Consider the following 24,050-nt stretch of genomic DNA (forward strand, 5'->3'; position numbering starts at 1 on the left):
TCACTTCAGATGGCTGATGTAGTCGTGGAGTCTGGCCTTCGGGATGCCGGTGATGGAGGAGACCGCCTCCGCGTCGGCTTCACGGAGCGTCGCGGCGTTGTAGATGCCCGCAAGGTAGAGCCTCTCCACGGTCGCCTCCCCGATGCCCGGAATCGCCAGCAGTTCTTCCCGCCCGCGTTCGAGCGCTGCTTTGGTGACCTTTGCCGGGGTGGGGCGTCCGAGGTACCTGCAGACCATATCCACATGCTTATGTACGGTTTCCGGATTAATGGCGGTTTTGCTTGAGAGGTAGGGGATGGGGAGATAGCAGAAGTCATCGGGGCTCCCGACCTCTCCGGCCAGATACTTCTTCAGGCTGACCGCGGGAACTCCTGCTTCCCGGAGGGTGCGCTCGTTGCAGAGTGCGCGGGCCGCCTCGAGGAGTTCCGTTGCCGCCGCATCGCCGATGCCGGCCTTTTTCAGGACCGCAGGGTCCGCACGGGAGAGCGCGGAGATGTCGCCGATCCCCTGTTCGAGGAGATTTTTGTTGATCTTCGCGTGGCTCCGGCCTTTCCTCGGGGGGACGATCTTCCGGATGAACTTCCGGAGTTCCGATCGGCGCCGGAGGATATCCAGCGCGTCTTTTGCCTCCTCTATGAGTCGTCCGGCCTCATCGCTTCCGACACCGAGGGCGTCTGTGAGGTTGCCGGGCTGCATTCCCGCGATCTCGGAGACCGTGTAGATATGGCGCGCGTGCAGACGCTGCACGAGTTCGTCGGTCATCGAGGGCATCATCCGGAGCGCCTCGACGTTCGAGGCGATGTGGCTGCAGAGCGGACAGCCTATCGTCCACGGGGGGGAGCCTTTCCGGATCAGGCGGACGTGGGAGAGCCCGTGCTCCGGGCAGGTCTCCTCCGTCCGGATCGCCCGTCCCCAGATGCTGCCGGGCAGGCTGATGTTGAACCGGCACTCGGGGTAGCCGGTGCAGCCGATGAACTGGGAGGCGCCGAGGTGTCGGATCCGGAGGTCGCGGCCGCAGACGGGGCAGGGGCCGACGGTATGCTCCTCGGCGGTCTGCTCCATGATCTCCTCGCCGATCTCCTTCTCGTGCTCCTCGAGTTTGTCAAAGACCCGGTGGAGCATCTCGCGGGACTCGTTGACGACGTCTTTATGGGAGCGCTGCTTCTGCTTGATGAGTTGCATGTGCTCTTCAAGCGTCCGGGTCATCTCGGGCTCCGTGATCGTCTCCGCGTGGTTGTCGAGCGCTTCCGTGACGGCTCTGCCGACGAGCGTCGGGCGGAGGGGGTTCCCCTCCACGTAGCGGCGGGAGACGAGTTTGCCGATCACTTCGTGCCGGGTGCTCTTCGTGCCGAGGCCGAGTTCCTCCATCACCTGAATGAGCCGGCTCTGGGAGTAGCGCGCCGGCGGCTGAGTCTGTTTCTCCTCAAGGTTCACGCTTTTAATCGGCAGGCGTTCGCCCGGGGAGAACGCTGGAAGGATATTCTCCTTCGCCTCCGAGTAGGGGTAGACCCGGCGCCATCCGGCGGAGACGAGCCGTCCGCCCGTTGCCGTGTAGGGTTCGCCGGACGCATCGAAGAGGCATTTGGTGGTCGCCCACGTCGCGTCGGGGGAGAGGGTCGCGAGAAACCGCCGGACAACGAGTTCGTAGACCTTCCACCGGTCGGAGCCGAGGGCCTCGCGTGCGGCGGCGCCCGTGGGGTGGATCGGCGGGTGGTCGGTGCTCTCCTTCTTGCCGCGCGTCGGGACCGGACGCCGGTGCTGCTGTACCCAGGCGATATCCGCATCGAACGCCCCCCCCCTGAGCGCTTCAAGGATACCGTTCAGGTTCAGGGACTTCGGGTAGACCGTGTTGTCGGTTCTCGGGTAGGAGATGTAACCGTTCATGTAGAGGTCTTCGGCGATCCGCATCGCGTTCGCCGCCGAGAGGCCCAGGCGGCTTGCCGCGACGATGAAGGCCGTGGTGTCGAACGGCGTCGGCGCCCGGTCGGTCTTCTGCCCCTCTTTTACATCCGTGACCACGAGCGGCTCCTTTGTCCCTGCTTCGGCGGCGAGGGCCGCGTCGTGGTCGGTGAACCGCCCGGCGGTATGCCGCGCCTCCACCGGCACTCCGTCCTTCTCGGTCGCAAGCGAGAGCATCCAGTAAGTCTGGGGGACGAAGTTCTCGATCTCGCGCTCCCGGTCGACAATCATGGCAAGCGTCGGGCTCTGGACCCGGCCGACGGAGAGGATGTTCTTGCCGCCCCGCCGGGCCGCGAGGCTGATGAACCGGGTCAGCGACGCTCCCCACATCAGGTCGACCGTCTGGCGTGCCTCACCGGCAGCCGCAAGCGCGAAGTCGAGGTCGGCCGGGCTCTCGAAAGCCGACCGGATCTCCGCCGGGGTTATCGCGGAGAACCGGGCCCGGTTGATCCTGACCGTGGGGTTCACCGCACGGACGAGTTCGTAGGCCTCCTTTCCGATAAGTTCTCCTTCCGTATCGTAATCGGTGGCGATAGTAACGAGGTCCGCTTTCTTTGAGAGTTTCTGGATGAGGTTGACGATCTTCTTCTCGGTCGGCTTCTTGACGGTGCCTGCATCGATGAGGCTTCGCGGGGTGTGGACCTCGCTACGCCAGTTCGTGTAGCCGGGCTCGAAGTCGACCTCCACCACGTGCCCTTTGAGGCCCACCACCGTCTTTGTGTCGAAGGAATAGGTGGTTACGCTCCCTTCTTTGACCGCCCTCACCTTCTCGTTGCCGGCGAGGATCTGGGCAATCCGGTTTGCCGATATATTCTTCTCTGCGATGATCAGATGCATGGCAGATTTACACCCTGTCTGTATCGATACATTCGGATACGATCCGTCCGAGTTCCCGCGGGTCCGCCCTGCCCCGGGTCTCTTTCATCACCTGTCCCACGAGGTAGTTCAGGGCCCCTTTCTTGCCGGCCCGGTAGTCCTCCACCGCCTGCGGGTTTGCAGCGATCACCCCCTGCACGATGGGAGCGTATTCGCTCCCTGTGGCCTTGCCGAGCCCTTCGCGCTTCATGATTGCGACGGGGCTCTCGCAGGGGCTGCCTCGCGCGCAGGCATCCAGCATCTCTCTGAGCACCTGGACGCCGGCCGCATCAGTGATGGTCTCTGTCTTGAGAAGGCCGAGGAGTTCTCGTATATGGCCGGGCGGGACGGCGGCGATATCCATGTCGCGGTAATTGAGCTCCCCGAGGAGGGTGTCGGCCACCCAGGTGGCGGCGAGGACCGGGTCGATCTCGGCGACTTCTTCGTAGAAATCGGCGAGTTTCGGGTCTCCGGTCAGGGTCCGGGCGTGGTTGAGCGATATGCCGTACTCCGCCATGAACCGGTTTTTCCGGGCGACGGGCAACTCGGGGAGGTCGATTGCCGCCACCCAGTCTGCGACACGGAGCGGCCGGAGGTCCGGTTCCGGGAAGTAGCGGTAGTCGTGCTCCTCTTCCTTGCTGCGGGCGGAGGTGGTGATCCCGCGCCCCTCCATGAAGTGCCGGGTCTCTCGCGTCACTTTCTGCCCGCGCCGGAGCAGGTTCTTCTGCCGGGTCACCTCGAAGGTGAGGGCTTTCTCGACCCCTTTGTAGGAGGAGATGTTCTTGACTTCGACCCGTTCGGACCCTTCAAGGGAGATGTTTGCATCGACGCGGAGGGAGCCTTCCCGGTCGCCGTCGAAGACCCCGAGGTACTCGAGGACCGTGCGGAGTTTATTGAGGAACCGGCGGGCCTCCTGCGGAGACCGCATGTCCGGCTCGGTGACGATCTCAAGGAGCGGGATACCGGACCGGTTGTAGTCGACGAGCGAGTATTTCGATCCGCCTGTGACGTGGACGAGTCTCCCCGGGTCTTCTTCGAGGTGCACCCGGGTGATCCGGACGAGCTTCTCGTGCCCTTCGTCGTCCTCGATCTCGACGGTCCCCGCGACCGCGAGCGGCTTGTCGTACTGGGTGATCTGGTAGGCCTTCGGGAGGTCGGGGTAGAAGTAGTTCTTCCGGGCGAACTCCGATTCTTCCGGAACCTCCATATCGAGGGCTTTTGCCACCTTCAGGCCGTACTCGACCGCTTTTCTGTTCAGGCGGGGGAGCGCTCCGGGAAGCCCGAGACAGATCGGGCAGCAGTGGGTATTGGGCTCGTCGTCCCGGTAGTCCGTTGAGCACCCGCAGAAGAGCTTCGTTGCCGTCGCGAGCTGGACGTGGATCTCGAGTCCGATGATCGTCTTCATGCCCTCACCTCCTGCTCGTAGGCAAAGGCAGCGTCGACGACGCGCTCGTCCTCAAACGGCCTTCCCATCAACTGGAGACCCACGGGGAGACCGTCCACTCTGCCGCACGGGACCGATATAGCCGGGATTCCGGCGAGGTTCGCTGGCACGGTGAGGATGTCGGAGAGGTACATCGAGAGCGGGTCGGTCTTCTCGCCGAGGCGGAAGGCGACCGTCGGCATCGTCGGGCCGGCGACGATGTCTACTTTGCGGAAGGCCCGTTCAAAGTCCTGCTGGATGTTGCGGCGGGCCAGTTGCGCCTTCGCGTAGTACCTGCCAGCGTAGCCGGCCGAGAGGGCGAAGGTGCCGAGCATGATCCGGCGCCGGACCTCAGGCCCGAACAACTCCCGCCGGAGGTCCTGGTAGGCCTCGTGCCAGGATTTTCTGGTGTCGACCGCCGGACCGTAGCGAACGCCGTCGAACCGGGCGAGGTTCGAGGAGGCTTCGCTCGTGCAGATGACGTAGTAGGCCGCGAGCGCGTGGCGCATGCCGGGGATGCTGACCGGCACCGTGCCGGCCCCGAGGTCTTCGAGGACGCCGACGGCGTCCCGGACGGTCTTTGCGATGCGGGGGTCCACGCCTTCGCCGAAGTACTCCTCCGGCACCCCGACCCGGAGACCCGCGATCTCGGCTATGGGTCGGTGGTTGTAGGGTTTATCGAGCATCGTCGAGTCGTGGGGGTCGTAGTTCGCGATCACCGACATCAGTCTTGAAGCGTCCTCCACCGTCCGCGCCATCGGCCCGATCTGTTCGAGGGAGTTTGCATAGGCAATGAGGCCGTGGCGGGAGACCCGGCCGTAGGTGGGTTTGAGGCCCACGACCCCGCAGAATGCCGCGGGGCACCGGATCGAGCCGCCGGTATCGGTACCGAGCGCCATCGGGACGAGTCCTGCAGCGACCGCGGCGGCGCTCCCGCCGGACGACCCGCCGGGCACCCTTGTTTGGTCGACCGGGTTTCTGGTCGGGCCGAACGCGCTCGTCTCGGTGGTGGACCCCATGCCGAACTCGTCCATGTTGGTCTTGCCGACGATTGCGGCTCCGGCGTTCCGGAGGAGTCCCACGACGTGGGCGTCGTACGGCGGGACGTAGCCTTCGAGGATCCGGGACCCGCAGGTGGTCTCGATACCCGCCGTGGAGATGTTGTCCTTGACCGCGACGGCGACGCCGGCGAGCCTACCGTCGGAAAACGGTGCCTCGCGGCAGGTGGTGATGAATGCGTTGTACCGGTCGTCCGGCGAGAAGTCCAGGGTTCCCGCCACTTACATCACCCTCGGTGCTTTTATAAACCCGTTCTCGGTCGAGCCTGCGTTTACAAGGGCCGCATCCTGCGAGAGGCCCGGCCGGGGCTCGTCTTCCCGGAAGACGTTGGCGGTCCCGGCGGCCGGGGCGCTTTCGCCCTCTACGGTGTCGAGGACCTCAAAGTAGTCGAGGATCGCGTTGAACTGGGTGGTGAACTCCGGCACTTCGTCTTTCGATATGCCGATATCTGCAAGTTCTGCTATATGCTCAATATCGCTCTCAGTGATCATATTCCGCCCTACTGATCTCCGTTAAGTACCCTTGTACCGACTTTTTATAACCGTTCCTACGGGTGAGCCGTTGGATTGTCCGCCAGATTCCGCTCCCGTATTGCATCGCTTTCTTATCGGCCCGGGCGATTTCTGCAGGGATATGCCGTTCTGCAACCACCCGTAAGGGATGCTTTCTCACCCCTCCGCGCACCCTCTCGTCCGCCGGGATCACCCGTGCGGCGCGCACCACCCGGGTATCGAGGTAGGGCATCGAGAAATACACCCCGTGGAGCGCCGCCACCGCCTGGTCCCGCGCCCCCTGGCGTCCGAGGTCTGCAAAGTCCCGTTCGAGGTCCGCAGCGAGGTCGGGGGAGGAGAGGTAGCGGGCGTAGCCGCCGAAGAGTTCGTCGGCCCCCTGTCCGGCGAGGACGCGGGTATGTCCGTGCTCTCCCGCCCAGGCGGCGGCGAAGGCGAGGGTCGTTGCAATCGCTGCGTCTACCGGGTTCGTCGGGTCGGGGATGACCCGGACCACCTGCGCGAGTTTCTCCTCGATCTCTTCTTCGGTCGGGGTGACGATCTCGAGGTCAAGTTCCAGCGCTCGTGCGGCCTTTGTCGCCCATGCGATGTCGTGCGACCCCTCGATGCCCACCGTCACACAGGGGAGGCGGGCGAGGTGGGCGATCAGGCCCGAGTCCACGCCGCCGGAGAAGGCCACCACGCCCTCGTCGCTCCGGAGGTCGACCGCGGTGACAATTGCCTCCTCAAGCGTGCATGGCGGGGGATCGGGGAATATCCGGGCGGCCTCGCGCCCGCCGCAGTATATGGTTCCGGGGGGGACCGGGCCGGGCATGATGCCGAAGGCGTCGCGGGCGATGCAGTCGCCCCGGACGAGGAGGAACTCGCCGCCGCACCGGGAAAGAGACTGCGGCCCCTCTTCGAGCATCCGCTCCACGTCTGCTGGGGAGAGCCGCACCCCGTCACGTTCCATCCAGCCCTTCAGGTTCATGATAGACATATCTCGCAATCCGGCATGGTTGCCATGAGGCGACCGGGTACTGCGCCGCCTCAAAAAACGGATCACCGTCAATGTTTGCATCGGCCAACTATAAATATATGCACAATATTCTCTGTGAAATGTGCCCTATTTCGGGGATTTAGGCTGGATACGGCGTTACCCGGCGGAAACGGCGGCCCGGATCAGGCGCAGCGTCACCTCCGGGTGCGCTGCCCGATCCCGGCTGTTCTCGGGATGGATGTGTAATTGACGATATGGCTTAGATCGCGTTTCGCGGAAGGTGTCTGCAGGTCAGAATCCCCTCGGGCCTCTCTGCGCGTTCTTCCTCTCGCACCACACCACTCAGCTGAGAAGGGGTTTCTCGGTTTCAATCGTGTTCGTCGCGAGTTTCTTCTTGCGGACCACAATCATCGTCATTCCACTGTTTTTTACCCTTCGAGCGGCTCTGATGCCCAAAACGGATCTCACGCATTTGCCATACGATATGGGGTTAATTTCTCTCATGTATCAATTATATTAAATTATATAATTTTACAATCGATAAAAGTTAATATGTTTTTGTTACCAAGTACCGATATCCCAACCTACTGGGGTGTTTTCTGTCGTGCCGGAAAAAGTACGAGAGAAGGTGGAAGTTAAAATGAAATTAAAATTGCAGACAAGCCGGGATTCCGCGGTATCTCCCGTCATCGGGGTGATGCTGATGTTGGTGATCACCATCATCATCGCAGCGGTCGTCTCTGCGTTTGCCGGCGGACTGTTTGGGGGAAACAACAAGGAGACCCCGACTCTCGCCATGGACGTAAAGATCGTAAACTCGGGAAATGCCGCGGATAGCGGATTTTTCGCAACGGTTCTCAGTGTTAGCGAACCGACATCGACGAAACAGCTTAAGTTGACGACATCGTGGGTGGCGACGATGAATGCCAATTCCTCCTATGATTCGGGCACCGTACTCGGATCTACTCCGGATGGAAAGGCGTTCGCCGGAGGCAACACAACCGCGGGCAATGTGACAGCCACAGACGCTGTGCCTTACGGGTTCGGCCCGGGAGTGACCGGGGACGTTAATCTGACAACTTACACTGTTAACCAGTCCTTCGGCAACTTCACGCTCATGCCCGGCACCGGGCTGATCGCCGAACCTGCATCGACTTATTCAGGATATAGTCACATTTCCGGAAGCGACCTTGAGAAGGTCCTCGGGACCGGCTGGGAGCAGCTGCGCCCGGGAGACATCGTCACGGTCCGGGTCATCTACGCACCCACGGGGAAAGCGATCTTTCAGAAAGAAGTGACCGTTTCGGGAGGTTAAAATGTTAAAACGAAATGATACTGCAGTCTCTCCGGTGGTCGGCGTGATGCTGATGCTGGTCGTGACGATCATCATCGCCGCAATCGTATCGGCGTACGCCGGCGGAATTGCAAGCGAACAGAAAAAAGTCCCCCAGGCGATGATTTCCGGTACATACAGCATCTCCAACGGGTTCCAGATCGCTCATAACGGGGGGGACGGCCTTGCCCTGCACGATATGGTCTTCGTGGTCAGGAATGGCCCCATGTTCGGGCCGAATCTCGAGCGGAAGACTGCTCAGGTCCTGGATAAGACGCTGATCGCCGACCGCACGGGCCGGTCCCTCGACAACGGTGACGGGACGTCGGAAGTTACCTCGTTCAGGCCAGGAGATGTCCTGTACATCTCCGCCGAGAACGCGACCGGCAGCCGGCTCCAGCCCGGACTTGCGGATGCCGAGCACCTCTGGTTCAGCAACACCACTAATATCGGAAATGCGTTCTCCCTCGAGGTGAGCGATACCGGGGGGAACCTGATTTCGGTATCGGACGTGGTCATCTCACCATAACGGGAAGTCATGGATGCACAAAATTCGGATGATGAAGGAGGACAGAATATGAAATTGGAAAAGGAAACTGCAGTCTCCCCGGTGATCGGCGTGATGCTGATGCTGGTCGTGACGCTCATTATCGCGGCGGCCATCAGCGCGTTCGCGGGCGGGCTGATCGGGAACAACAACCAGGACGTACCGAAACTCGCTATGAACGTAAAGGTCGTGAATTCCGGATACTGGCAGTCGAGTTACTTCAAGGCGGAGGTAACGGGCGTGGACAAACCCATTGATACGCAGGACCTGAAGATCGTGACGTCCTGGTCAAAGACACTCATCAACGGAACCACGATCAACGGGGGGGCGACGATGGTTCCCGGTGAGACGAATTTCAACGTGACGTTCAACATGAATCCCTGGTCCAATTACGAAGAATGGAGATCCGTCTGTCCCCAGGGGTACGGCCCGGGGGTCGGATTGAACGGAACGGAAAGTGCAAATTTCTGGCCTTATGAGAGGAAGCCAGGTGGACCCGAGTATGTACGTGGGCCTGGACCTGGCTTGAAGGCTTCCATGGCTGAACTTGAAGTTGGAAATTTAACGAATTACTCCTGGTTTGGCAATTACCACCTCCAGGCGGGGACGATCATGTTTGCCCGGCCTTTCGGTGGAGACAAAGGGGGCCAGGGCACAGGACAATTGAGTTTTGACGTGGGTTACGGGATAACCCCTTCGGATGAAGGGAACACCGGCGGCGGTAGATATTACTATGCCTATGGTTATTCAGACAAGGGTCAGACTAAAGCCACCTTCAATGAGACCAGTGTCGACCAGATGGAGGCGGTCCTCGGGTCCGACTGGAACATGCTGCGGGTCGGGGATACCGTTAACGTGAAGGTGATCCACGTTCCGAGCGGGCAGGCCATCTGGCAGAAAGATATCGCTGTGGAGGGCTAACCGATGAAACCCATGAATGAATCGGCAGTTTCTCCGGTGATCGGCGTGATGCTGATGTTAGTCGTGACGATCATCATCGCGGCGGTCGTCAGCGCGTTCGCGGGGGGCCTGACGGGCACGGAGACCAAACCTCCCCAGGCAACCATCCAGGGAACATACGGCGTGTCTTCGGATATTCTCCAGCTGTACCATGCCGGGGGGGACGAACTGTCGACGCAAAGGATCATCCTCAAGTTACAACAGAACGACGACGACTTCGGAGGGTACCAGAGCCTTTTCACCCAGGAAGGTAGGGTTGGGGTAGGGCTGCACATCCTGAACAAATCCGAGATCAGAAATTCAAAGGGGGACCCCTGGCTTAATGCAACGACCGGTCAATCCACGGTCCCCGTATTCCGGCCGGGAGAGACGATGTCCTATAACGCAGAAATTAGCACACAGCTCGGCAGCGACGCCGTCGGGAAGTCCCTGTTCCTCGAAGTGGTCACAACCGACGGAACGCTGATCTCAAAGAGCAAGGTGATGATCGGCCCATAGGAGAGAGATCATCCTCAACAATTTTTAATTTCAGGAACGGTTTTCCTGGTAACCATTATCTTTTGAGTTAGCGTGATGCGAAGAACGAGAGAAGGATGAGGTTCAACACCGCTCAATTCCTTAACATTATTGTAAGATGAACGAAGCGTCCGATCCCTTCTGGAAGACCGCCGGGGATGCCCGGCAGTATGACGAGTTCACCAGAACGACGTTCGCCGTAATCTACCCGGTCATCGCCGGGCAGGTCCTGGAACGAACCGGGATTTCACGCGGCACCTGCCTTGACGTTGGGTCCGGGCCGGCCCCGCTCGCAATCGCCCTTGCCCTCCAATCGGATTTCCTGGTCACTGCCCTCGACATCTCGCCCGGGATGCAGTCGCTCGCTGCCCGGAATATCCGTGACCGGGGGCTTGAGGGCAGGGTTATCCCCGTGCTCGGCGATGTTCGCGCGATCCCTGCAGACGGGGAAACGTTCGACCTCGTGGTGAGCCGTGGTTCTTACCATTTCTGGGAGGATCTCCCCGGGGCGTTCCGGGAGATCTACCGGGTCATGAAACCCGGCGGCATGGCGTATATCGGCGGGGGATACGGCAGCCCGGAGGCCAGAGAGAGCGTCCTTGCTGGCCGGAAGGAGCGCGGGATCGTGGACGACCCGGACAACCCGTCCAGGCCGCGGTTCCGGAAGTTCCGGCCCGGGGAGATCGAAGATTCGATTGAAGCCGCCGGGATCGGGGATTACCGGATCATCAACGATGATTCCGGTTTCTGGATACTGTTCGGTAAATGATCCCGGTCGCTCCGGGGGATATTCCGCGCGAAGTTTTTCCCCGGGCTTACGCTGTAAAAACTGATTCTCAAACGAGACGTCCGATACCGGTCTACTGTTCTTCAAGGCACCCGACGTTGTACTTCCTCTGGTGCTTCCGGAGAGCCGTCTCCATATCCGGCGCGTTCATCACATCATATTCGAACCGTGCCGGGTCGCTGATGGCAACGGACATCGCAACATTGATCCCGTTCTCAAAGAGTACGTCCGGGATCAACTGCGCACTCGAGCCGTAAAGCGCACGGATTCTGGCATGTTTCGCGTACCCGACGACTTCTTCAAAGGTGCCGTTGACGAGCGTAGAACCGGTGATGATGGCAATATCAGCATCGTTAAGGACTTCTTTGTTTTCCCCGGCCGGGTGGACCATGATACCGGCCGGCCCGTACGTGATCATGTCGCCGACAATCGTTGTCCGGAATGTCTCCGGCGGCCTCTGGTCGGTGACGTGCAGTTCGCGGCACCTTCCCGCATAACTCTTCACCAGCCCGCCGTACCCGACGATGACCATCGTATCGTCGTTTTTTACCATGTCCTTGATATCGAGTCCCACAGAAAATCCCTTAGAGACGAGCATGTCATCGGTGACAAACGGCTGGGAGATTGCATTGAGCGCAGCAAGAGCAACGGAACGCCTGCCGATACGGGGATCGTCAAGGCCCGCGGATGCAACCTCGAAGAGGGGTCTCCCGACAAACGATCTCAAAAAATTCAGGTCCTGCATGGTTTCTTCGGTGCCATAGAGTGGGTTGTTGTCCACAAAACTCATGGCAACCCCAGAGCACCCGCCGGTCCCGATCACAGCATTCCAGCCCGGGTTGAGACCGAAGTTCCTCACCGTCGGTTCCGGCAGGTCGAGCCTCCGGTATTCGGCGAGGAGTTTTACGTACGCCTTTTCAAGAATTGTTGCGGAAGTATCGTGTATCATTGTCCTGATCTCTGAAGTCCCGGTTACCGGGAGTTACCTGCTTCGTGGAACATCGTACCAGGCGAAAATCTGGTGGGAAAAGGAAGGGTGATCCCATACCCGGATCACCTTCAGTCCGCCTCTGTATAATACGATCCCCGTGCGCAATTGCCGCACATGATCGTCTCTTCCGTCACGATCTCCTTGTCGTCCAGGATCATTTCGCCGCATCTGCTGCAGCGAGCCCGGTGCTTTGGGAGGCCGGGAAGGTCCCCGTCCGGGATCACGACCCTGACTTTCTGCACCCTGAAGAGATCGTCCTCCGGTGCGTCACGCAGAATTTTTCCTGCTTCTTTCATTGCTTCGGGACCGGATTTCTCTGTCCGCTTCTTCTCCAGGACCGAGACCCTGACGGCATCCTGTGTCGCGAGGTTGATGAACGTGGCGGCAAACTTGCCGTAAGGCAGGTATTTTAGAGTACGATGACCGAGTGAGCACCCCGTGATCGCCTGGATTGCATCCGCAATGCAGCGATCGATCTCTACGTACACGATAAGATCTCTGTTTCTTATCATCGGGTCCATGTGGAGCTCCCGCATCCCGATCATCGTCATCCGGGTCCCAAGTATGATCCCGGCGCACATATCGCCGTGGAACTCTTTTGCCCGTGCCAGAAGGAGATCGATGTCAGCCATCGTTTCTCCTGGCTCCTGTCATCCGTTCCAGCAACTTCATGGTGTATATATCTCGGGCGAGTAAACAAATAATTTTTGATATTCCAATAAAGTTAAATAAATATCCTTATTTGTCCGGGAGTGAAACCAATATTCAGTCCATTTCGCGCCCGACTGCTCATAGGCGAAGAACTGGACCCCCGAATCCATTGGGGTGACTGGAATGAACGAGGATATTGTACAAAACAATGAATTAGACGGAATGTCGGTGTACAAAGAAACTGTACAAAAGAGTGGATTAAGCAGAATAACAAAGTATTTCTCTTTGCGCGACTGGGGAGTGATCCTCCTTCTTGCGTTCCTCGCATTCGCGACGAGCAGTTACGGGCTTCCCCATATCCTTCCGGGAGGGACTGCTCCGGGGCTGGTCCATGGATTCTTAAAATTACCCGGCCCGGGAGCGGGTATCTTCATCAGCAGCGCCTTTGTCTGCCTCTGGTTCGTCTTTGGCCTGCTCGTGACCAGAAAATTCTGGACCGCGATCTCCATGGCCGTCCTGATCGTGGTCTTCCGGCTAGGAGCCGGACTGGTCACAGGGACCACACCGCGCTTAGACCTCCTGTTGATCGTCGTTGCGATTATCATCTCGTGTATCGGGCTTCTTCCCATCGAGAAAAAACCCTGGCAGAACATCTTCCCCCTGTTTATTGGAATCATGGGGGTCATTCCCCTCGTCCTGATGCTGACCGGGAACGCCAAGATGGGCGAGAGCGGAGCAGTTGCAACGGTTTTCCCCCTGGGGTATGCCGTGACCGGGATTCTCGCCCTCGCCCTCGCAGTCATCTGCTGGTTCTTCCCGATGAAGTACGTTGCCGGTGCAGGATTGGCTGAAATATTTTACATCGTCTATTGCTGGCTTTTCAACGGGAAAAGCGGTTTTGCGACCTGGGTCCCGGTACCGGCTGCAATCCCCGCCCTGCTCGCCTTTGCCCTGGTCTGCGGGGCAGTGATGGCGTTCCTGGCGTACTGTGTATACGTTCTTTTCCAGGCCTATCGGGGAGAAGGCCCGCTGGCACAGTTTAACCAATGAAGGCAGGAGGGATCAAATGACGCAACTGCTTTGGGATGTGCGCCAATGACCGGAAAAAAGGTGAAATCAACCGGATATTTCTCCTTCGGGGAACTGGGGTTCATCACTCTGCTCTCTGTACTTGCCGTTTTCAGCGGTACGTATGCGCCGGAGTATCTTCTGCCCGGCGGTAGCATTTCCGGGTTCGTCCACGGGTTCCTGATACTGCCCGGCCCGGGAGCGGGTGTGTTTGTCTTCGGGGGCATTCTGTGCTTCTGGCTTGTGCTCGGCCTTCTCCTCATTAAAAAAACGGGAACCGCGGTGGTTATGTCGCTGCTGATTGTCGCCATCGACCTCCTCATTGGAACGCAGGCTATCAGCATCCACGCAATCGACGTGATAGTACTCGTCGCTGTGATCATCGAGGTACTGATCAGGCTCCCCCTCAAGGACACTCCACTGAAATATGTGACCCCCGCGTTGCTGGCCGTGTTTGGTGCGACAACCCTGCTCCTTTTCCTTGCCGGACAGGCCAAGATGGGAGAGAACGGTGCGCCGGCTACCTCGTTTCCACTCGGTTACGTCGTTATCTCGCTCATTGCTCTCTGTTACGCAGTGATCTGCTACCGCCACCCGGCAAAGTATCTAACTGCATCCGCCATTGCCAACATGTACTACCTCCTTCACTTCTGGCTGTTCTGGGGCAGTTCATTCGCAGGAAGATTCCCTGTAACTCTGGATATCATTCCGGTACTGTTCTGCGTCGCCGCAGTCGGCGGAGTGCTATCTGCATCTGGTGCATATGCAATCGATCTTCTCGTGAAGGTATACAGCAAAACAGAGGATAGCCCGGTGCATGGTCAATGAGGAATATTTATCTTTTTGTAAAAGTTATGTATATTTATGAAACCAAGGGAGGTGAACTCGCGTGTGCATACCCGTAATTCTTCCTGAAGCGGCGATCGGCCTTGCGGCGGCCCACATCCTGGGTGTCGGACTGATTGCAGGAATCGTGGTGATAAACTCCAATGGTGTAAGGAGGGCAATGGGTGCTCTTCTGGGCATCGGGGAAGATCCAAGGACGGAGCCGGATATCGTCCATGCCACGAAGGCACCGTAAGATACAGTATGTCAGTTTATGACTATGCAGTACCTCCGATCCTGCAGCTGGAACCCACGACGGCCTGCAACCTTAATTGTCCGTTCTGTTTGCGCAGTTCCCTGAATCGATCGGAGGAATTCATCTCTTTTGAGGTGTTCCGAAAGATAATCGATGCCTCGAAGAGTCGGTTCCTAACACTCCATGGGTGGGGGGAGCCGCTCCTGCATGCAGATCTTCCTGAGATGATCTCCTACGCTTCCGGAAAGAAAATGTCTGTGAATTTTACTACGAATGCGACGTTGTTGCCCGGAAGAACAGACGAACTCCTGAACGCCGGACTTGATGCGATCGCTTTTAGTTTTCCCGATTCACACATGTTTAGGTCGATTATCGAGAAAAATGTCAGCGGATTTATTCGGGAGCGATCCGCCAGAAACCAGAAATCCCCGAAGACGTACCTGAACATTGCCCTTATAGAGGGTAATGCGGGTTGTATCGAGGAGGGGCTTGGTCTTGCCCGCGCGACCGGAGTTGATGCCGTGAACTTCGAACGCTCCTTTCCGTGGAATGACGGCCAGACGAAATCGGAAAAAGACCTTTTTGCCTATATTAAAACTGCCGCAAAAAAAACCGGGTGCAGGGTGACCTTGCCGGTGGTTCACTCCCGGCCCTGCCCCCTCTTCAGGCTAACCCTTTTTGTCAGATGGAACGGGGATGTTGCTCCTTGTTGCTACCGTGCCGATCTTTCGCTCGGGAATCTGTTGGTGGATAACCTGGCAACGATCCTGAAGAACAGGAGAGTATTTCAGAAAAAAATGAACCTTGACCCGGTATGCCGCACGTGCCGGGTGTAACGTTTGTTCCTGCATGCGGTGACGTACATCCGGATTAAAACTGTTCACTCCCCGGCGGCGGGGAGATGCCGGGCTTTACCGGAGAATGAGGTGCGGGGAACCGGCCCCTGCCCGCACTCTGCCACGCTTCACTGAGCCTGCATTTTCAGGGCTGTTCTTTCTGCAGGTTCTTCCTTATCTTTTTTGAAGCCATGACGGGACGCTTGCAACCTCAGCAGATCCTTCTACCCTGCAACGATCCTGGGATTCAGCAGGGAATATGCCTGTTCTAAAACGAAGTACTGGGAGAAGAGGTCTGACTCTTGTGGGGCGATAGACGGATTTTCACCGTCGGGATAGCCGGGTATGCGCACTCACCGGGCGGAGACGACGACCCGGACCCGGCGTAGCGTCACCCCGGGTACGTCGCCCTCGAAGGAGAGCATCGCTGTGCCCTCTTCAGAGGGGATGTAGTTGATATTGGTGTAGGTCTCGTTCATCTCCTGCAGCCTCCTGTTGCACTTCTCCAGCAGTGGTGCGTTCAGCGGGACCGGAAGAGTCGTGTTGATCGCGATCTCCAGCGTGGAATCGGCGAGGGTGATCGGTATCTCCTCTACCGACGCATCCAGAGAAAGCGTCGCCACACCGCTCCCGCTCGTGAAGGCGTGCTCCCCGGCTTCGAACGTCACGAGCGTTATCCGGACGGCGGTGCAGGCGCCCCCCCGTGTGCCCTCGGGCTCGATATCGATGAGCGAGGCGGCGAAACTCGAGTTCTCTGCTAACACCCTGCTGACTTCATCCATATCCGCGTACTCGAGCGGCGTCCGGAGCCCCCCCGCCCCGGTGACGTTGGTGTAGCCGTACTGCCAGGTATACCCCTGGTCGCGCCAGAAGTTGCCGTTCGGGGTGTAGGAGAAGTTCACAAGGCTGCAGTTGTAGGGAGGCTTCCCGTCCAGGGTCACGTTGGCAAGCGTGCCTCCCGGGTCCACCCGGAGCGTCCCCGCCGACCTGACCGGGTCGAGGCCCGTCTCGCCCCCGCCGAGGGGGATGCGTTTTGAGAGTTGCAGGTCCCGTTTGAGCGCCGCGGCGGTGGTCATGTCCGACCCGAACGCAAGGAACGACTCCTCGACCGCGTGCAGGTGCTCCACCTCCGCCTGCTGCTTGAACGAGGGAACGACGACGGCGTTGTAGGCCGAGAGGAACGTCACCAGGACGACGAGGAGGAGCATCGCCGCGACGACCGGTGCGACGGCGCGTTCGTCCATTCACTTCACCTCCCCGCTGAAGAGGACCGCGCGCGGCGTGACGAGGCGGACCTGCTTGTCGCCGTCCTGGTATGGCACGGTGATGCTGCTCCCGATATCGAAGACCTGCTTCTCCGGCGGCGAGAGGGTGAAATTGCCGAGGGGATACGTCCGGGTCGAGTTGGTGTCCGCGACGATGACCTCGAGGTCTTTCGCCTGGACCCAGTCGCCGCCCTTATGGTAGAGCGTGATGTTATTATCCGTCATGTTGGTGGTCATCATGACGGTGACCGTCGGCGCCCGCTCGGTGGGGAGGAAGTTCCCGAGCGATGCGGCGAAGACGGCGATGAGGAGGAGCACGAGGGAGATCATGAGCATCTCCCCGACGACTTCGGATACCGCTTCGTCCTTCATACCCCGCCCCCTCCGATGAAGACAATGAAGACCACGACCGTCGCGATGAGGAAGACGATGGTGTGCTTGAACCCGGACAGGATGCTGTTTGCGCTGAGCTGACCTGCCATGATGCCGGAACTTGCTCCGAGGACGATGGCGATGTGGAACATATCGGCCACGTTCCCGGCGATATCCAGGGAAACGTTGAACGCCGTGAAACTCGCCACGAACCGGGTGTTGAGTTCGAGGGCGGTGTAGAGGTAGACGCCGAAGGAGAGGTAGACGACGGCAACGTAGGTGAAGGCCGAGTTGAATCGCTCCCTCTTCATCTTGAGGTAGTGCTCGAAGTCGCTGATGGCGACCATAAGGGTCTCCCGCAGATGGTCGGTGATCTCGCTTGCCTTCACCACGAGCGAGATCGCACGTTTCACCGAGACAAGCCCGATCCGCTCCTCCATCCGGACGAGGGCGTTGCTGATGCTGACGCCCCGCCGGATCTCTTCGGAGGTGATCTGCAGTTCCGAGCTCAGGAGCCCGAGTTTTGTGTTTGCAATCCGGTGGATCGCCGACTGGAGCGTCATGCCGATGTCCTTCATGTCGGCAAGTTCGCGCAGGAACTCCGGCATCTGACGCTCGACGTTGTTGACGTACCACCGCCTCCCCTCGTAGGCGATCATGACGGGGAAGAGGGAGACACAGATGATGATGCAGACACCGACTTCCAGGGTGTATGCCGGGAACCACTCATCGAGGCGGCCGAGCAGGAGCAGAGCGGCGGCGACGGCGCCGCAGAGCATCGCGAGCACGAGGCTCCAGTCGTAGTTCGATATGTAATGGCGGAGCGGCCGTTTCAGCGCCTTTATCATCCTGAGGGCACGGTTCCGGCGCCGCACGGTCTGGAGCAGACGCTGGTCGACTTCCCCTCCCGGCTCCGGGACGTCGAGGCGCTCCCGGTCCCCGACCTCCCGCCGGCTGATCTGGAGGTTCTCCGCGGGGAGGAGGATATACAAGATCCCGATCATCACCATCGCCCCGATGGGGATGCCGAAGGTGATCAGCGGCATCCAGTTCCCGAGGTCCCCTTGACCGGCGAGGTTCTGAGAGAGGATCATGATCATGATGACGATCGGGCCGGCCACGAACGCCGTGACGTAGACTTCGGCCATGATCTCGATGGTCTGGAGCGCCATCTCCTGTTCGCGCTCCGCGACATCCCTGAAGAACCCTGAGCGTGCCGCAAGGAACTCGGTGATGTCTCCTCCGCTGTCGGAGAGGAGGGCGAGGTCGTTGAAAAAGTCGGCGAGGTTCGACGACGGGGTGGTGCGCTGGAGGTTCTTCATCGCCGTATTCAGGTCTTCTCCGAAGAACTCCACGTCGCGCACGATCATGCCGAACTCTTTTGAGACCTCTCCGAAGAGGTCCATCTCCTCGTAGACCTTCCGGATGACCTCGTAAAGGGTCATGGTGGTGGAGAGGGCTTCCATGTAGGTGATTGCATAGGGGAGGTCGAGGTCGATCTTCGTCTTCCTCCCCTGTGCGACGAGAATGGGGTAGCAGTAGAAGGCGCCGGAGATCCCTATCGTCAGGAGGAGGAAGAGGATGATCTTTGTGACGGCATCGGGAACGACGGAGAAGAGAAGGATTCTGTACCCTGCGTAGGTCAGGTAGGCGATGCCCGCGAGGTACACGGCTGCCGCACCGACGACGGCGAGGACGGTCCACCGCAGGTAATCGCGGTACGGGACGGGGATGTGCGCCATGCGCAGCGCCGTCCGGAGCTGGTTTCCGTCCGGCAGGAGCGTGTTACCCGAAGTTTGCATCTCTCTCTCCTCCAAATGCGGTTATCCGGCGGATCAGGCTGTCCACGTCGGTACATCCCTCTGTGCGCATCCGTGCGAGGAAGTCCGCGCGGCGCGCAAGTTCTTTCTCCAGTTCATCGTCGGACCATCCGCGGCTTCTGGCGATATCTTCGAGGACCCGCGACCTGCTTGCTTCCCGGCAGAACCGGTCGGTGTGGGGGTCCCAGCGGTAGAGGCAGTCGTGGACGATCTCCCTCCCCCGCTCGACCCGGATCTCGTGGAGCGAGTCGCAGCGTCTGGCGGTTCCGCCGTCCAGGTAGTGGAGGGACTGGATGACCATCAGGTCCAGTGCCCCGAGCATCGCGACCGGCACATTGATCGGGTCGCTCACCAGGCGGTTGATCGCCTCGTCGATGCTGCCGGCATGGAGGGTCGAGAACGTCGTATGCCCGGTGTTCATCGCCTGGAAGAGCGTCTGGGCCTCGCGGCCGCGGACCTCTCCGACGATGATGAACTCGGGACGCTGGCGGAGCGCCGCTTTGAGGAGGGCGAACATGTCGACGTCCCCTTTCGAGCCCCTGACGTTGATCTCGCGGGTCTGGGTCGGCAGCCAGTTCTCGTGCGGGAGCTGGATCTCGCGGGTGTCTTCGATGGAGACGATCTTTGCATGGTGCGGTATGAAGAACGAGATCGCGTTCATCGTCGAGGTCTTGCCGCTCGCCGTCCCGCCGACGACGATCATGCTCTTGCGGTTCTCGACGGCAAGCCAGATGCACGCGAGCACCTCAGGGCTGTAAGTCCCGTACTCGATGAGGGATACGGGAGTCATCGGGTCTTTGCGGAACTTCCGGACGGTGAACGAGCTCCCTCTGGTGGAGACGATGTCGGAGAACGTCAGCTGGATACGGGAGCCGTCGGGGAGCGATGCATCGACGAGCGGCGTCGTGAGCGAGATCTGACGATCTGCCTTCTGGGCGATCTTGAGAACGAACCGGTTCAGTTCGTCACCCACAAAACTGATGTTCGTCGGCATGCTCTCGTAGAGCCGGTGGTAGACGTAGACCGGGATGCCGGCGCCGTTGCAGCTGATGTCTTCGAGGTAGTCGTCGTGCATCAGGGGATCGATCCTGCCGAAACCCTGGAAGTTGCGTCTCAGGTAGTAGTAGAGAACCTTGATTCGGTCTTCGGTCAATCCGGATGCGAACCGCCGCAGGATCGGCACCACGTCGTCGTAAGCAAGGTCGATCTCGTTCTTTTCCCGGGGTGAGTCAAAGAGGAAGACGTCGCGTATGTAGTCGTTGGCCTCGTTGAGGAGGATGTACTCCGAAGGTTCCAGCGTGGGCTCGAAGACCTCGTATCTCAGGCCTGAACTTTTGTCCCTGGTGACGACGGCGTACGAGAACCCCGGGTCCAGCCAGTAGGTCTTGACCGTGCCGTTGCCGACGGCGGGGAGGGTCGGGCTGCCGGGGGCAGATGAGACGCACGTGTGGTCCCGCCGTATCCTGATGCGTGCAGCCAGTGTTTCAAGACTTTTGGGTATCCTGAACGGAGACCTCGTGGTTGAGGGGGTCTCGCCTTCCCCGTTCGTCTTACTTTTGTTCTGGCGCCGCAACACTTCAAGCCCCTGTCTATGTATTATAATTTACTTTACCTATTTGTTAATCATTTGTTTTCGTGTGGCCCCCGGTACCTTCTCCGGTGCGACGACAACGGCGGTTCGGTTCGCACGACTGCCGTGCAGGCATGCTCCCGACTAGAAGGATGCGTTTTCTGATCTTATTGATCAATTGTAATATTTATTATATAAACTATGCCTGATCGTAATACTTGTGCCGATTCATCGGAGAGCCTAAATGATGGGGTCCGGATGAGGTAGGGCCGTGCAGGTGATATCCTCTGCGGTGAATGCCGTTCTGCTGGTCACCGTGGGCGTCGTCGTCGCGAACATCCTCGCGGAGACGGGGATCTTTTCCCGGCTTTCGTCGTTCACCGGGCCGCTCTGTCGGGTCTCCGGCCTCTCCGACGCGTGCGTCCTCTCGATCGTCGCGATGGGGGTCAACGCCACGGCGGGAAAGTCGATGCTCGCCGAGTACTACCGCGACGGGAAGGTGGCGGAGCGGGAGGTGCTCCCGTTTCTCATCACAGGCGCGTTCCCGGTGGTGTTCGGGGAGTCGCTCTTCCGCGTCCAGCTCCCCACGGCCCTGGTCCTCCTCGGCCCGGTTGTCGGGGGGATCTACACCGGGCTGAACCTCTTCTCAAGCGGCATCCAGGCGCTTTTTGCTCTCCTCTACAGCCGCCGGTTCCTCGCGGGCCCTGGCCGCGCGCCGGTCCCGGTCTCTCCCGCATCCGCGGCCGCTCTTGCGCTCAACCGGGAGGTCGTGCTTGCCGGGTGCAGGAAGGCGGTCCCGACGCTCCGGCGGGTCGCCCCCATCACCTTGGCCGCGCTGATTGCTTTTGCCCTTCTCTCCGCAACGGGGGTCATGGACGGCGTCGCCGCTGCGTTCGATCCGCTCCTCCGGGCCGCCGGCCTCCCGGGAGAGAGCGCCGCGGCGCTCGTGGCCCAGTTCATCCACTTCTCGGCGGGGTATGCGATCGTTGCGTCCTTGCTCGGCGGCGGCATTCTCACGCTTGAGACGGCGCTTGTGACGCTTGTCCTCGGGAGCATGGTGGTCGTCACCCTGATCTACATCAAGTACTCCGTGCCGCTCTACCTCTCGCTCTTTGGCCGGTTCGGCGTCAGGGTCTCAATCGCCACCTACGCGGCGAGCATGGCCGCGAAGGTGGTCACGGTCGCGCTGGTGATGGTTGTGTTCTGAGGGGCCGGGTGCCGGGGGATGCTCGCGGGGTGTGCCGTCCTTCGTCGGAGAGCAGGGGTGCAAGAACGATCCCGGGAAACCCGGCAACTCGCATGCGAAAGGCGGTACCTATTTAGCGCTACATCGAACTCTTCTGTCTCATCAGCCTCACATAGCGACGGACGGTGTTTCTGAAGAAACCGGGAGGCCGCCCTTCAGGCGCGTCCGGCGTTCATCGGCCGTGAAGGCCAAAAAAGAGAAATGAGTGGTGCTTCGCCCCGATTACGGCTCGATCTTCACCTTGGTCTTGGCGAATACCTTCCCGTTCTGGTCCGAGAGCTCCACCCAGAAAGAGTTGCCCTGATTGGCCGTGCTGTTCAGACGATAAGCCGAACCCGCTCCGGGCTGCAGGAAAGAGTATTCATGGTACGGCGGCAGAATATAATGCCGCTCCCCGACCTTGAACGACTTCACGCCGGTGTAGCCCTCTGGCCGGAGCCAGTAACTTCCATTCAGAGGGCTTCCGGTCAGACCGGTAGTGTCCTTGTCGCTGATTGTTGACTTGTTCACCACCCAGACCATGTGTTCGGAGTTTCCGAACGAGTCCGACAGGCGGACCATCACCGTCGTACTGAAGGTGCTGATGTCGTCCGGGCCCTGGTTCTCGATCCACATGCCTCCGGTCTGGCTGTAGCCGGCATCGATCACCACGTTCGGGGCCTTATCGCTGGCCCCGGTGATCCCAGCAAAGGCGGAGACGACCGCGGCGATAATGATCGTCACGACGAGCATCAGCATCACGCCGACGACCGGCGAGACCGCTTCTTCATGTCTTTGCTTGCATGACATGACTTATCCCTCCTCCACCACGACGTCTTTGTCGAAGATCACTTTCTGGGACGGGACGTGGATGAGCTTGACGTTCACGACGCCCCCGGGCCGGAGCTCATACCAGTCCGGGCCAAGGATGGCCATCATGGCATCGACGCCGGACTCACCCGGCCCCAACCCATAACTCCCGGTCGAATACTGATATCTGGTGTCCGGAGAGACGCCGTATCCGCCCGTGCTCGTACCCCAACCGGCAGCCGTGTTATGCAGCCGTGTCCCGGCCATGAGGGTGTAGTTTCCGTAGTGCTGGTCAGTGTGATAATTCCCCGAATACGCGGTCTGGTTCACTCCGGGCCCGAACCCGAGCGGAGAGTTATAACTATAAGTTGAGTATGCAGTATTCGGTACTGTTGAGGGGCCCGTGACGACCGTCGACAACGAGGTTCCGTTGCTCCGGGTCCACGTCGTCACCAGTTTGAGGTCCTTCGTGGGAATCGGCTGGTCGGTGGCTACGCAGAGCAGGTCGAAGGTGCTCGTCCCCCAAGCCCCGGAGTTGGCGATCCGGGCCTCGAAGGAGGCTGCCGGCGCCTTCTCCTGGGTGCTCGCGAGCCCCCCGGCGAAACCCGAGACGACCGCGGCGATGATGATCGTCACGACGAGCATCAGCATCACGCCGATGACCGGCGAGACCGCTTCATCGTTCTTTTTTCTCACATTAGTCATTGTTTATCCCTCCCTCAACTCGTCGCCACCGTGAATTCCGGCACTGGAATCTGTCCGGAGCTGATGAGCTTCCTGCTGTTCTTGTCAATCAGGTCGTAGGTGAGCACGTCGCCCTGTTTGATCGGGAACGGGTAGGCTCCGCCCTGCTGGTGCCAGCTGATGTACTGACTCCCAGTCTTCGCGCCGTAATCGGCGTGGAGCACAAACCGGTCGCCAGGTGCGATGACGATATTCTCCCGGTCTGAGTACTTCTCGAGATACTTGTTCCAGTCTTTGCTCCATCCGGGGATCAGCGATTTATCTCCGATCGTCCCAAAGTTGCCCTGGGACGTGACCAGGTCCGGCCCATCCTGCGGCGTGAGCGCCCGCGAGATCAGCGAACTCACCTGCGGCTCGCTCAGTTTGCCGAGACGCAGTTCGACCATGTCGAGGTTGAGCGGGTCCCCGCCCTTGTGCTCGAAGGTCACGTAAATGTCGGCAGCGGCACCGGTTCCCTGGTCTGGCTGCGCAATGCCCTGACCAAATGTACTGGTTGCGTCGGTGTCAATGACGCCTTTCACGACGAATTCGGTGGGAACGACGGAGGCCTGGGGCGCCTTCTGGACGTCACCGGTCATGCCCCCGGCAAACGCGGAGACGACTGCGGCGATGATGATCGTCACGACGAGCATCAGCATCACGCCGATGACCGGCGAGACCGCTTCATCTTTGGTTAGTAGGTGTTTCATC

24 protein-coding genes are annotated in these 24,050 nt (G+C 59.8%); 10 read left to right on the forward strand and 14 right to left on the reverse strand.

Annotated elements, in window-relative coordinates; translation table 11 throughout:
• The 5 genes from BP737_RS05935 to BP737_RS05955 are packed head-to-tail and all read right to left on the reverse strand — an operon-like array spanning position 1 to position 6,784.
• On the reverse strand, positions 1-2,796 hold the full coding sequence (locus tag BP737_RS05935) for a DNA topoisomerase I (protein WP_292406222.1): 2,796 nt from the start codon (positions 2,794-2,796) through the stop codon (positions 1-3).
• 7 nt (positions 2,797-2,803) lie between these two features.
• On the reverse strand, positions 2,804-4,219 hold the full coding sequence (gatB, locus tag BP737_RS05940) for an Asp-tRNA(Asn)/Glu-tRNA(Gln) amidotransferase subunit GatB (RefSeq protein WP_342686007.1): 1,416 nt from the start codon (positions 4,217-4,219) through the stop codon (positions 2,804-2,806).
• Positions 4,216-5,517, reverse strand: a complete 1,302-nt coding sequence (gene gatA, locus BP737_RS05945) for an Asp-tRNA(Asn)/Glu-tRNA(Gln) amidotransferase subunit GatA (protein WP_292406227.1) — start codon at positions 5,515-5,517, stop codon at positions 4,216-4,218. The genes gatB and gatA overlap by 4 nt, the downstream gene beginning before the upstream one ends.
• Positions 5,518-5,787, reverse strand: coding sequence for an Asp-tRNA(Asn)/Glu-tRNA(Gln) amidotransferase subunit GatC (gene gatC / locus BP737_RS05950; protein WP_292406230.1), 270 nt, complete (start codon positions 5,785-5,787; stop codon positions 5,518-5,520).
• The gene (locus tag BP737_RS05955) at positions 5,777-6,784 is read right to left on the reverse strand and encodes an asparagine synthase C-terminal domain-containing protein (protein ID WP_342686008.1); all 1,008 of its coding nucleotides are present in this window, start codon (positions 6,782-6,784) and stop codon (positions 5,777-5,779) included. The genes gatC and BP737_RS05955 overlap by 11 nt, the downstream gene beginning before the upstream one ends.
• A 640-nt stretch (positions 6,785-7,424) precedes the next feature.
• On the opposite strand from BP737_RS05955, the gene BP737_RS05960 reads away from it, so the two are divergent.
• The 5 genes from BP737_RS05960 to BP737_RS05980 all read left to right on the forward strand — a co-directional run bounded on the left by BP737_RS05960 (position 7,425) and on the right by BP737_RS05980 (position 10,909).
• Positions 7,425-8,099 carry a type IV pilin N-terminal domain-containing protein gene (locus tag BP737_RS05960; protein WP_292406236.1) on the forward strand — a complete coding sequence of 225 codons (675 nt, stop codon included), beginning with the start codon at positions 7,425-7,427 and terminating at the stop codon, positions 8,097-8,099.
• A gap of 1 nt (position 8,100) precedes the next feature.
• The gene (locus BP737_RS05965) at positions 8,101-8,646 is read left to right on the forward strand and encodes a type IV pilin N-terminal domain-containing protein (protein WP_292406239.1); all 546 of its coding nucleotides are present in this window, start codon (positions 8,101-8,103) and stop codon (positions 8,644-8,646) included.
• 48 nt (positions 8,647-8,694) lie between these two features.
• Complete coding sequence (locus tag BP737_RS05970; RefSeq protein ID WP_292406242.1) at positions 8,695-9,585, forward strand: type IV pilin N-terminal domain-containing protein; 891 nt, start codon at positions 8,695-8,697, stop codon at positions 9,583-9,585.
• 3 nt (positions 9,586-9,588) lie between these two features.
• Positions 9,589-10,122 carry a type IV pilin N-terminal domain-containing protein gene (locus tag BP737_RS05975; RefSeq protein ID WP_292406245.1) on the forward strand — a complete coding sequence of 178 codons (534 nt, stop codon included), beginning with the start codon at positions 9,589-9,591 and terminating at the stop codon, positions 10,120-10,122.
• Positions 10,123-10,258: 136 nt separating this feature from the next.
• Positions 10,259-10,909, forward strand: coding sequence for a class I SAM-dependent methyltransferase (locus BP737_RS05980; RefSeq protein WP_292406248.1), 651 nt, complete (start codon positions 10,259-10,261; stop codon positions 10,907-10,909).
• Positions 10,910-11,000: 91 nt separating this feature from the next.
• Here BP737_RS05980 and BP737_RS05985 read toward each other — a convergent pair whose 3' ends face one another.
• Positions 11,001-11,876, reverse strand: coding sequence for a Rossmann-like domain-containing protein (locus BP737_RS05985; protein WP_292406251.1), 876 nt, complete (start codon positions 11,874-11,876; stop codon positions 11,001-11,003).
• Positions 11,877-11,986: 110 nt separating this feature from the next.
• Positions 11,987-12,550 (reverse strand): FmdE family protein, encoded by a 564-nt coding sequence (locus tag BP737_RS05990; protein WP_292406253.1) that lies wholly within the window; start codon positions 12,548-12,550, stop codon positions 11,987-11,989.
• A gap of 304 nt (positions 12,551-12,854) precedes the next feature.
• On the opposite strand from BP737_RS05990, the gene BP737_RS05995 reads away from it, so the two are divergent.
• The 4 genes from BP737_RS05995 to BP737_RS06010 all read left to right on the forward strand — a co-directional run bounded on the left by BP737_RS05995 (position 12,855) and on the right by BP737_RS06010 (position 15,554).
• A complete protein-coding gene (locus BP737_RS05995) occupies positions 12,855-13,619 on the forward strand; it encodes a hypothetical protein (RefSeq protein WP_342686009.1) in 765 nt (254 codons plus the stop codon).
• A 45-nt stretch (positions 13,620-13,664) separates the two neighbouring features.
• Positions 13,665-14,465, forward strand: coding sequence for a hypothetical protein (locus BP737_RS06000; RefSeq protein WP_342686010.1), 801 nt, complete (start codon positions 13,665-13,667; stop codon positions 14,463-14,465).
• A gap of 61 nt (positions 14,466-14,526) precedes the next feature.
• The gene (locus tag BP737_RS06005) at positions 14,527-14,718 is read left to right on the forward strand and encodes a hypothetical protein (protein ID WP_292410345.1); all 192 of its coding nucleotides are present in this window, start codon (positions 14,527-14,529) and stop codon (positions 14,716-14,718) included.
• A gap of 8 nt (positions 14,719-14,726) precedes the next feature.
• The gene (locus BP737_RS06010) at positions 14,727-15,554 is read left to right on the forward strand and encodes a radical SAM protein (protein WP_292410347.1); all 828 of its coding nucleotides are present in this window, start codon (positions 14,727-14,729) and stop codon (positions 15,552-15,554) included.
• Positions 15,555-15,907: 353 nt separating this feature from the next.
• On the opposite strand, the gene BP737_RS06015 is transcribed toward BP737_RS06010, so the two are convergent.
• The 4 genes from BP737_RS06015 to BP737_RS06030 are packed head-to-tail and all read right to left on the reverse strand — an operon-like array spanning position 15,908 to position 20,587.
• The gene (locus BP737_RS06015) at positions 15,908-16,798 is read right to left on the reverse strand and encodes a hypothetical protein (RefSeq protein ID WP_292410349.1); all 891 of its coding nucleotides are present in this window, start codon (positions 16,796-16,798) and stop codon (positions 15,908-15,910) included.
• The gene (locus BP737_RS06020) at positions 16,799-17,191 is read right to left on the reverse strand and encodes a type IV pilin N-terminal domain-containing protein (protein WP_292410351.1); all 393 of its coding nucleotides are present in this window, start codon (positions 17,189-17,191) and stop codon (positions 16,799-16,801) included.
• The gene (locus BP737_RS06025) at positions 17,188-18,993 is read right to left on the reverse strand and encodes a type II secretion system F family protein (protein ID WP_342686011.1); all 1,806 of its coding nucleotides are present in this window, start codon (positions 18,991-18,993) and stop codon (positions 17,188-17,190) included. Before BP737_RS06025 ends, BP737_RS06020 begins: the two co-directional genes overlap by 4 nt.
• Positions 18,977-20,587, reverse strand: coding sequence for a type II/IV secretion system ATPase subunit (locus BP737_RS06030; protein ID WP_292410357.1), 1,611 nt, complete (start codon positions 20,585-20,587; stop codon positions 18,977-18,979). Before BP737_RS06030 ends, BP737_RS06025 begins: the two co-directional genes overlap by 17 nt.
• 265 nt (positions 20,588-20,852) lie before the next feature.
• On the opposite strand from BP737_RS06030, the gene BP737_RS06035 reads away from it, so the two are divergent.
• Positions 20,853-21,788 carry a nucleoside recognition domain-containing protein gene (locus BP737_RS06035; RefSeq protein WP_342686012.1) on the forward strand — a complete coding sequence of 312 codons (936 nt, stop codon included), beginning with the start codon at positions 20,853-20,855 and terminating at the stop codon, positions 21,786-21,788.
• 261 nt (positions 21,789-22,049) lie between these two features.
• On the opposite strand, the gene BP737_RS06040 is transcribed toward BP737_RS06035, so the two are convergent.
• Genes BP737_RS06040 through BP737_RS06050 form a run of 3 tightly spaced genes read right to left on the reverse strand, consistent with a single transcriptional unit; the run spans position 22,050 to position 24,049 of the window.
• A complete protein-coding gene (locus tag BP737_RS06040; protein ID WP_292409581.1) occupies positions 22,050-22,616 on the reverse strand; it encodes a type IV pilin N-terminal domain-containing protein in 567 nt (188 codons plus the stop codon).
• Between the two features lie 3 nt (positions 22,617-22,619).
• On the reverse strand, positions 22,620-23,321 hold the full coding sequence (locus BP737_RS06045) for a type IV pilin N-terminal domain-containing protein (protein ID WP_292409580.1): 702 nt from the start codon (positions 23,319-23,321) through the stop codon (positions 22,620-22,622).
• A 14-nt stretch (positions 23,322-23,335) separates the two neighbouring features.
• Positions 23,336-24,049 carry a type IV pilin N-terminal domain-containing protein gene (locus BP737_RS06050; protein WP_292409578.1) on the reverse strand — a complete coding sequence of 238 codons (714 nt, stop codon included), beginning with the start codon at positions 24,047-24,049 and terminating at the stop codon, positions 23,336-23,338.
• Position 24,050: the final 1 nt, after the last annotated feature.

It is taken from the genome of Methanoculleus sp. UBA291 (assembly GCF_002499755.1).
Taxonomy (GTDB): Archaea; Halobacteriota; Methanomicrobia; order Methanomicrobiales; family Methanoculleaceae; genus Methanoculleus; species Methanoculleus palmolei.

Bases quoted from the DNA above. Each gene is read 5' to 3' on its own strand.
- BP737_RS06040 (WP_292409581.1), bottom strand. From the start codon at position 22,616: ATGTCATGCAAGCAAAGACATGAAGAAGCGGTCTCGCCGGTCGTCGGC.
- BP737_RS06020 (WP_292410351.1), bottom strand. From the start codon at position 17,191: ATGAAGGACGAAGCGGTATCCGAAGTCGTCGGGGAGATGCTCATGATC.
- BP737_RS06050 (WP_292409578.1), bottom strand. From the start codon at position 24,049: ATGAAACACCTACTAACCAAAGATGAAGCGGTCTCGCCGGTCATCGGC.
- BP737_RS06045 (WP_292409580.1), bottom strand. From the start codon at position 23,321: ATGACTAATGTGAGAAAAAAGAACGATGAAGCGGTCTCGCCGGTCATC.
- BP737_RS06025 (WP_342686011.1), bottom strand. From the start codon at position 18,993: ATGCAAACTTCGGGTAACACGCTCCTGCCGGACGGAAACCAGCTCCGG.
- gatC (WP_292406230.1), bottom strand. From the start codon at position 5,787: ATGATCACTGAGAGCGATATTGAGCATATAGCAGAACTTGCAGATATC.
- BP737_RS06015 (WP_292410349.1), bottom strand. From the start codon at position 16,798: ATGGACGAACGCGCCGTCGCACCGGTCGTCGCGGCGATGCTCCTCCTC.
- BP737_RS05955 (WP_342686008.1), bottom strand. From the start codon at position 6,784: ATGTCTATCATGAACCTGAAGGGCTGGATGGAACGTGACGGGGTGCGG.
- BP737_RS05935 (WP_292406222.1), bottom strand. From the start codon at position 2,796: ATGCATCTGATCATCGCAGAGAAGAATATATCGGCAAACCGGATTGCC.
- BP737_RS05960 (WP_292406236.1), top strand. From the start codon at position 7,425: ATGAAATTAAAATTGCAGACAAGCCGGGATTCCGCGGTATCTCCCGTC.
- BP737_RS06010 (WP_292410347.1), top strand. From the start codon at position 14,727: ATGTCAGTTTATGACTATGCAGTACCTCCGATCCTGCAGCTGGAACCC.
- gatB (WP_342686007.1), bottom strand. From the start codon at position 4,219: ATGAAGACGATCATCGGACTCGAGATCCACGTCCAGCTCGCGACGGCA.
- BP737_RS05975 (WP_292406245.1), top strand. From the start codon at position 9,589: ATGAAACCCATGAATGAATCGGCAGTTTCTCCGGTGATCGGCGTGATG.
- BP737_RS05990 (WP_292406253.1), bottom strand. From the start codon at position 12,550: ATGGCTGACATCGATCTCCTTCTGGCACGGGCAAAAGAGTTCCACGGC.
- BP737_RS06000 (WP_342686010.1), top strand. From the start codon at position 13,665: ATGACCGGAAAAAAGGTGAAATCAACCGGATATTTCTCCTTCGGGGAA.
- BP737_RS05970 (WP_292406242.1), top strand. From the start codon at position 8,695: ATGAAATTGGAAAAGGAAACTGCAGTCTCCCCGGTGATCGGCGTGATG.
- BP737_RS05965 (WP_292406239.1), top strand. From the start codon at position 8,101: ATGTTAAAACGAAATGATACTGCAGTCTCTCCGGTGGTCGGCGTGATG.
- BP737_RS05980 (WP_292406248.1), top strand. From the start codon at position 10,259: ATGAACGAAGCGTCCGATCCCTTCTGGAAGACCGCCGGGGATGCCCGG.
- BP737_RS05985 (WP_292406251.1), bottom strand. From the start codon at position 11,876: ATGATACACGATACTTCCGCAACAATTCTTGAAAAGGCGTACGTAAAA.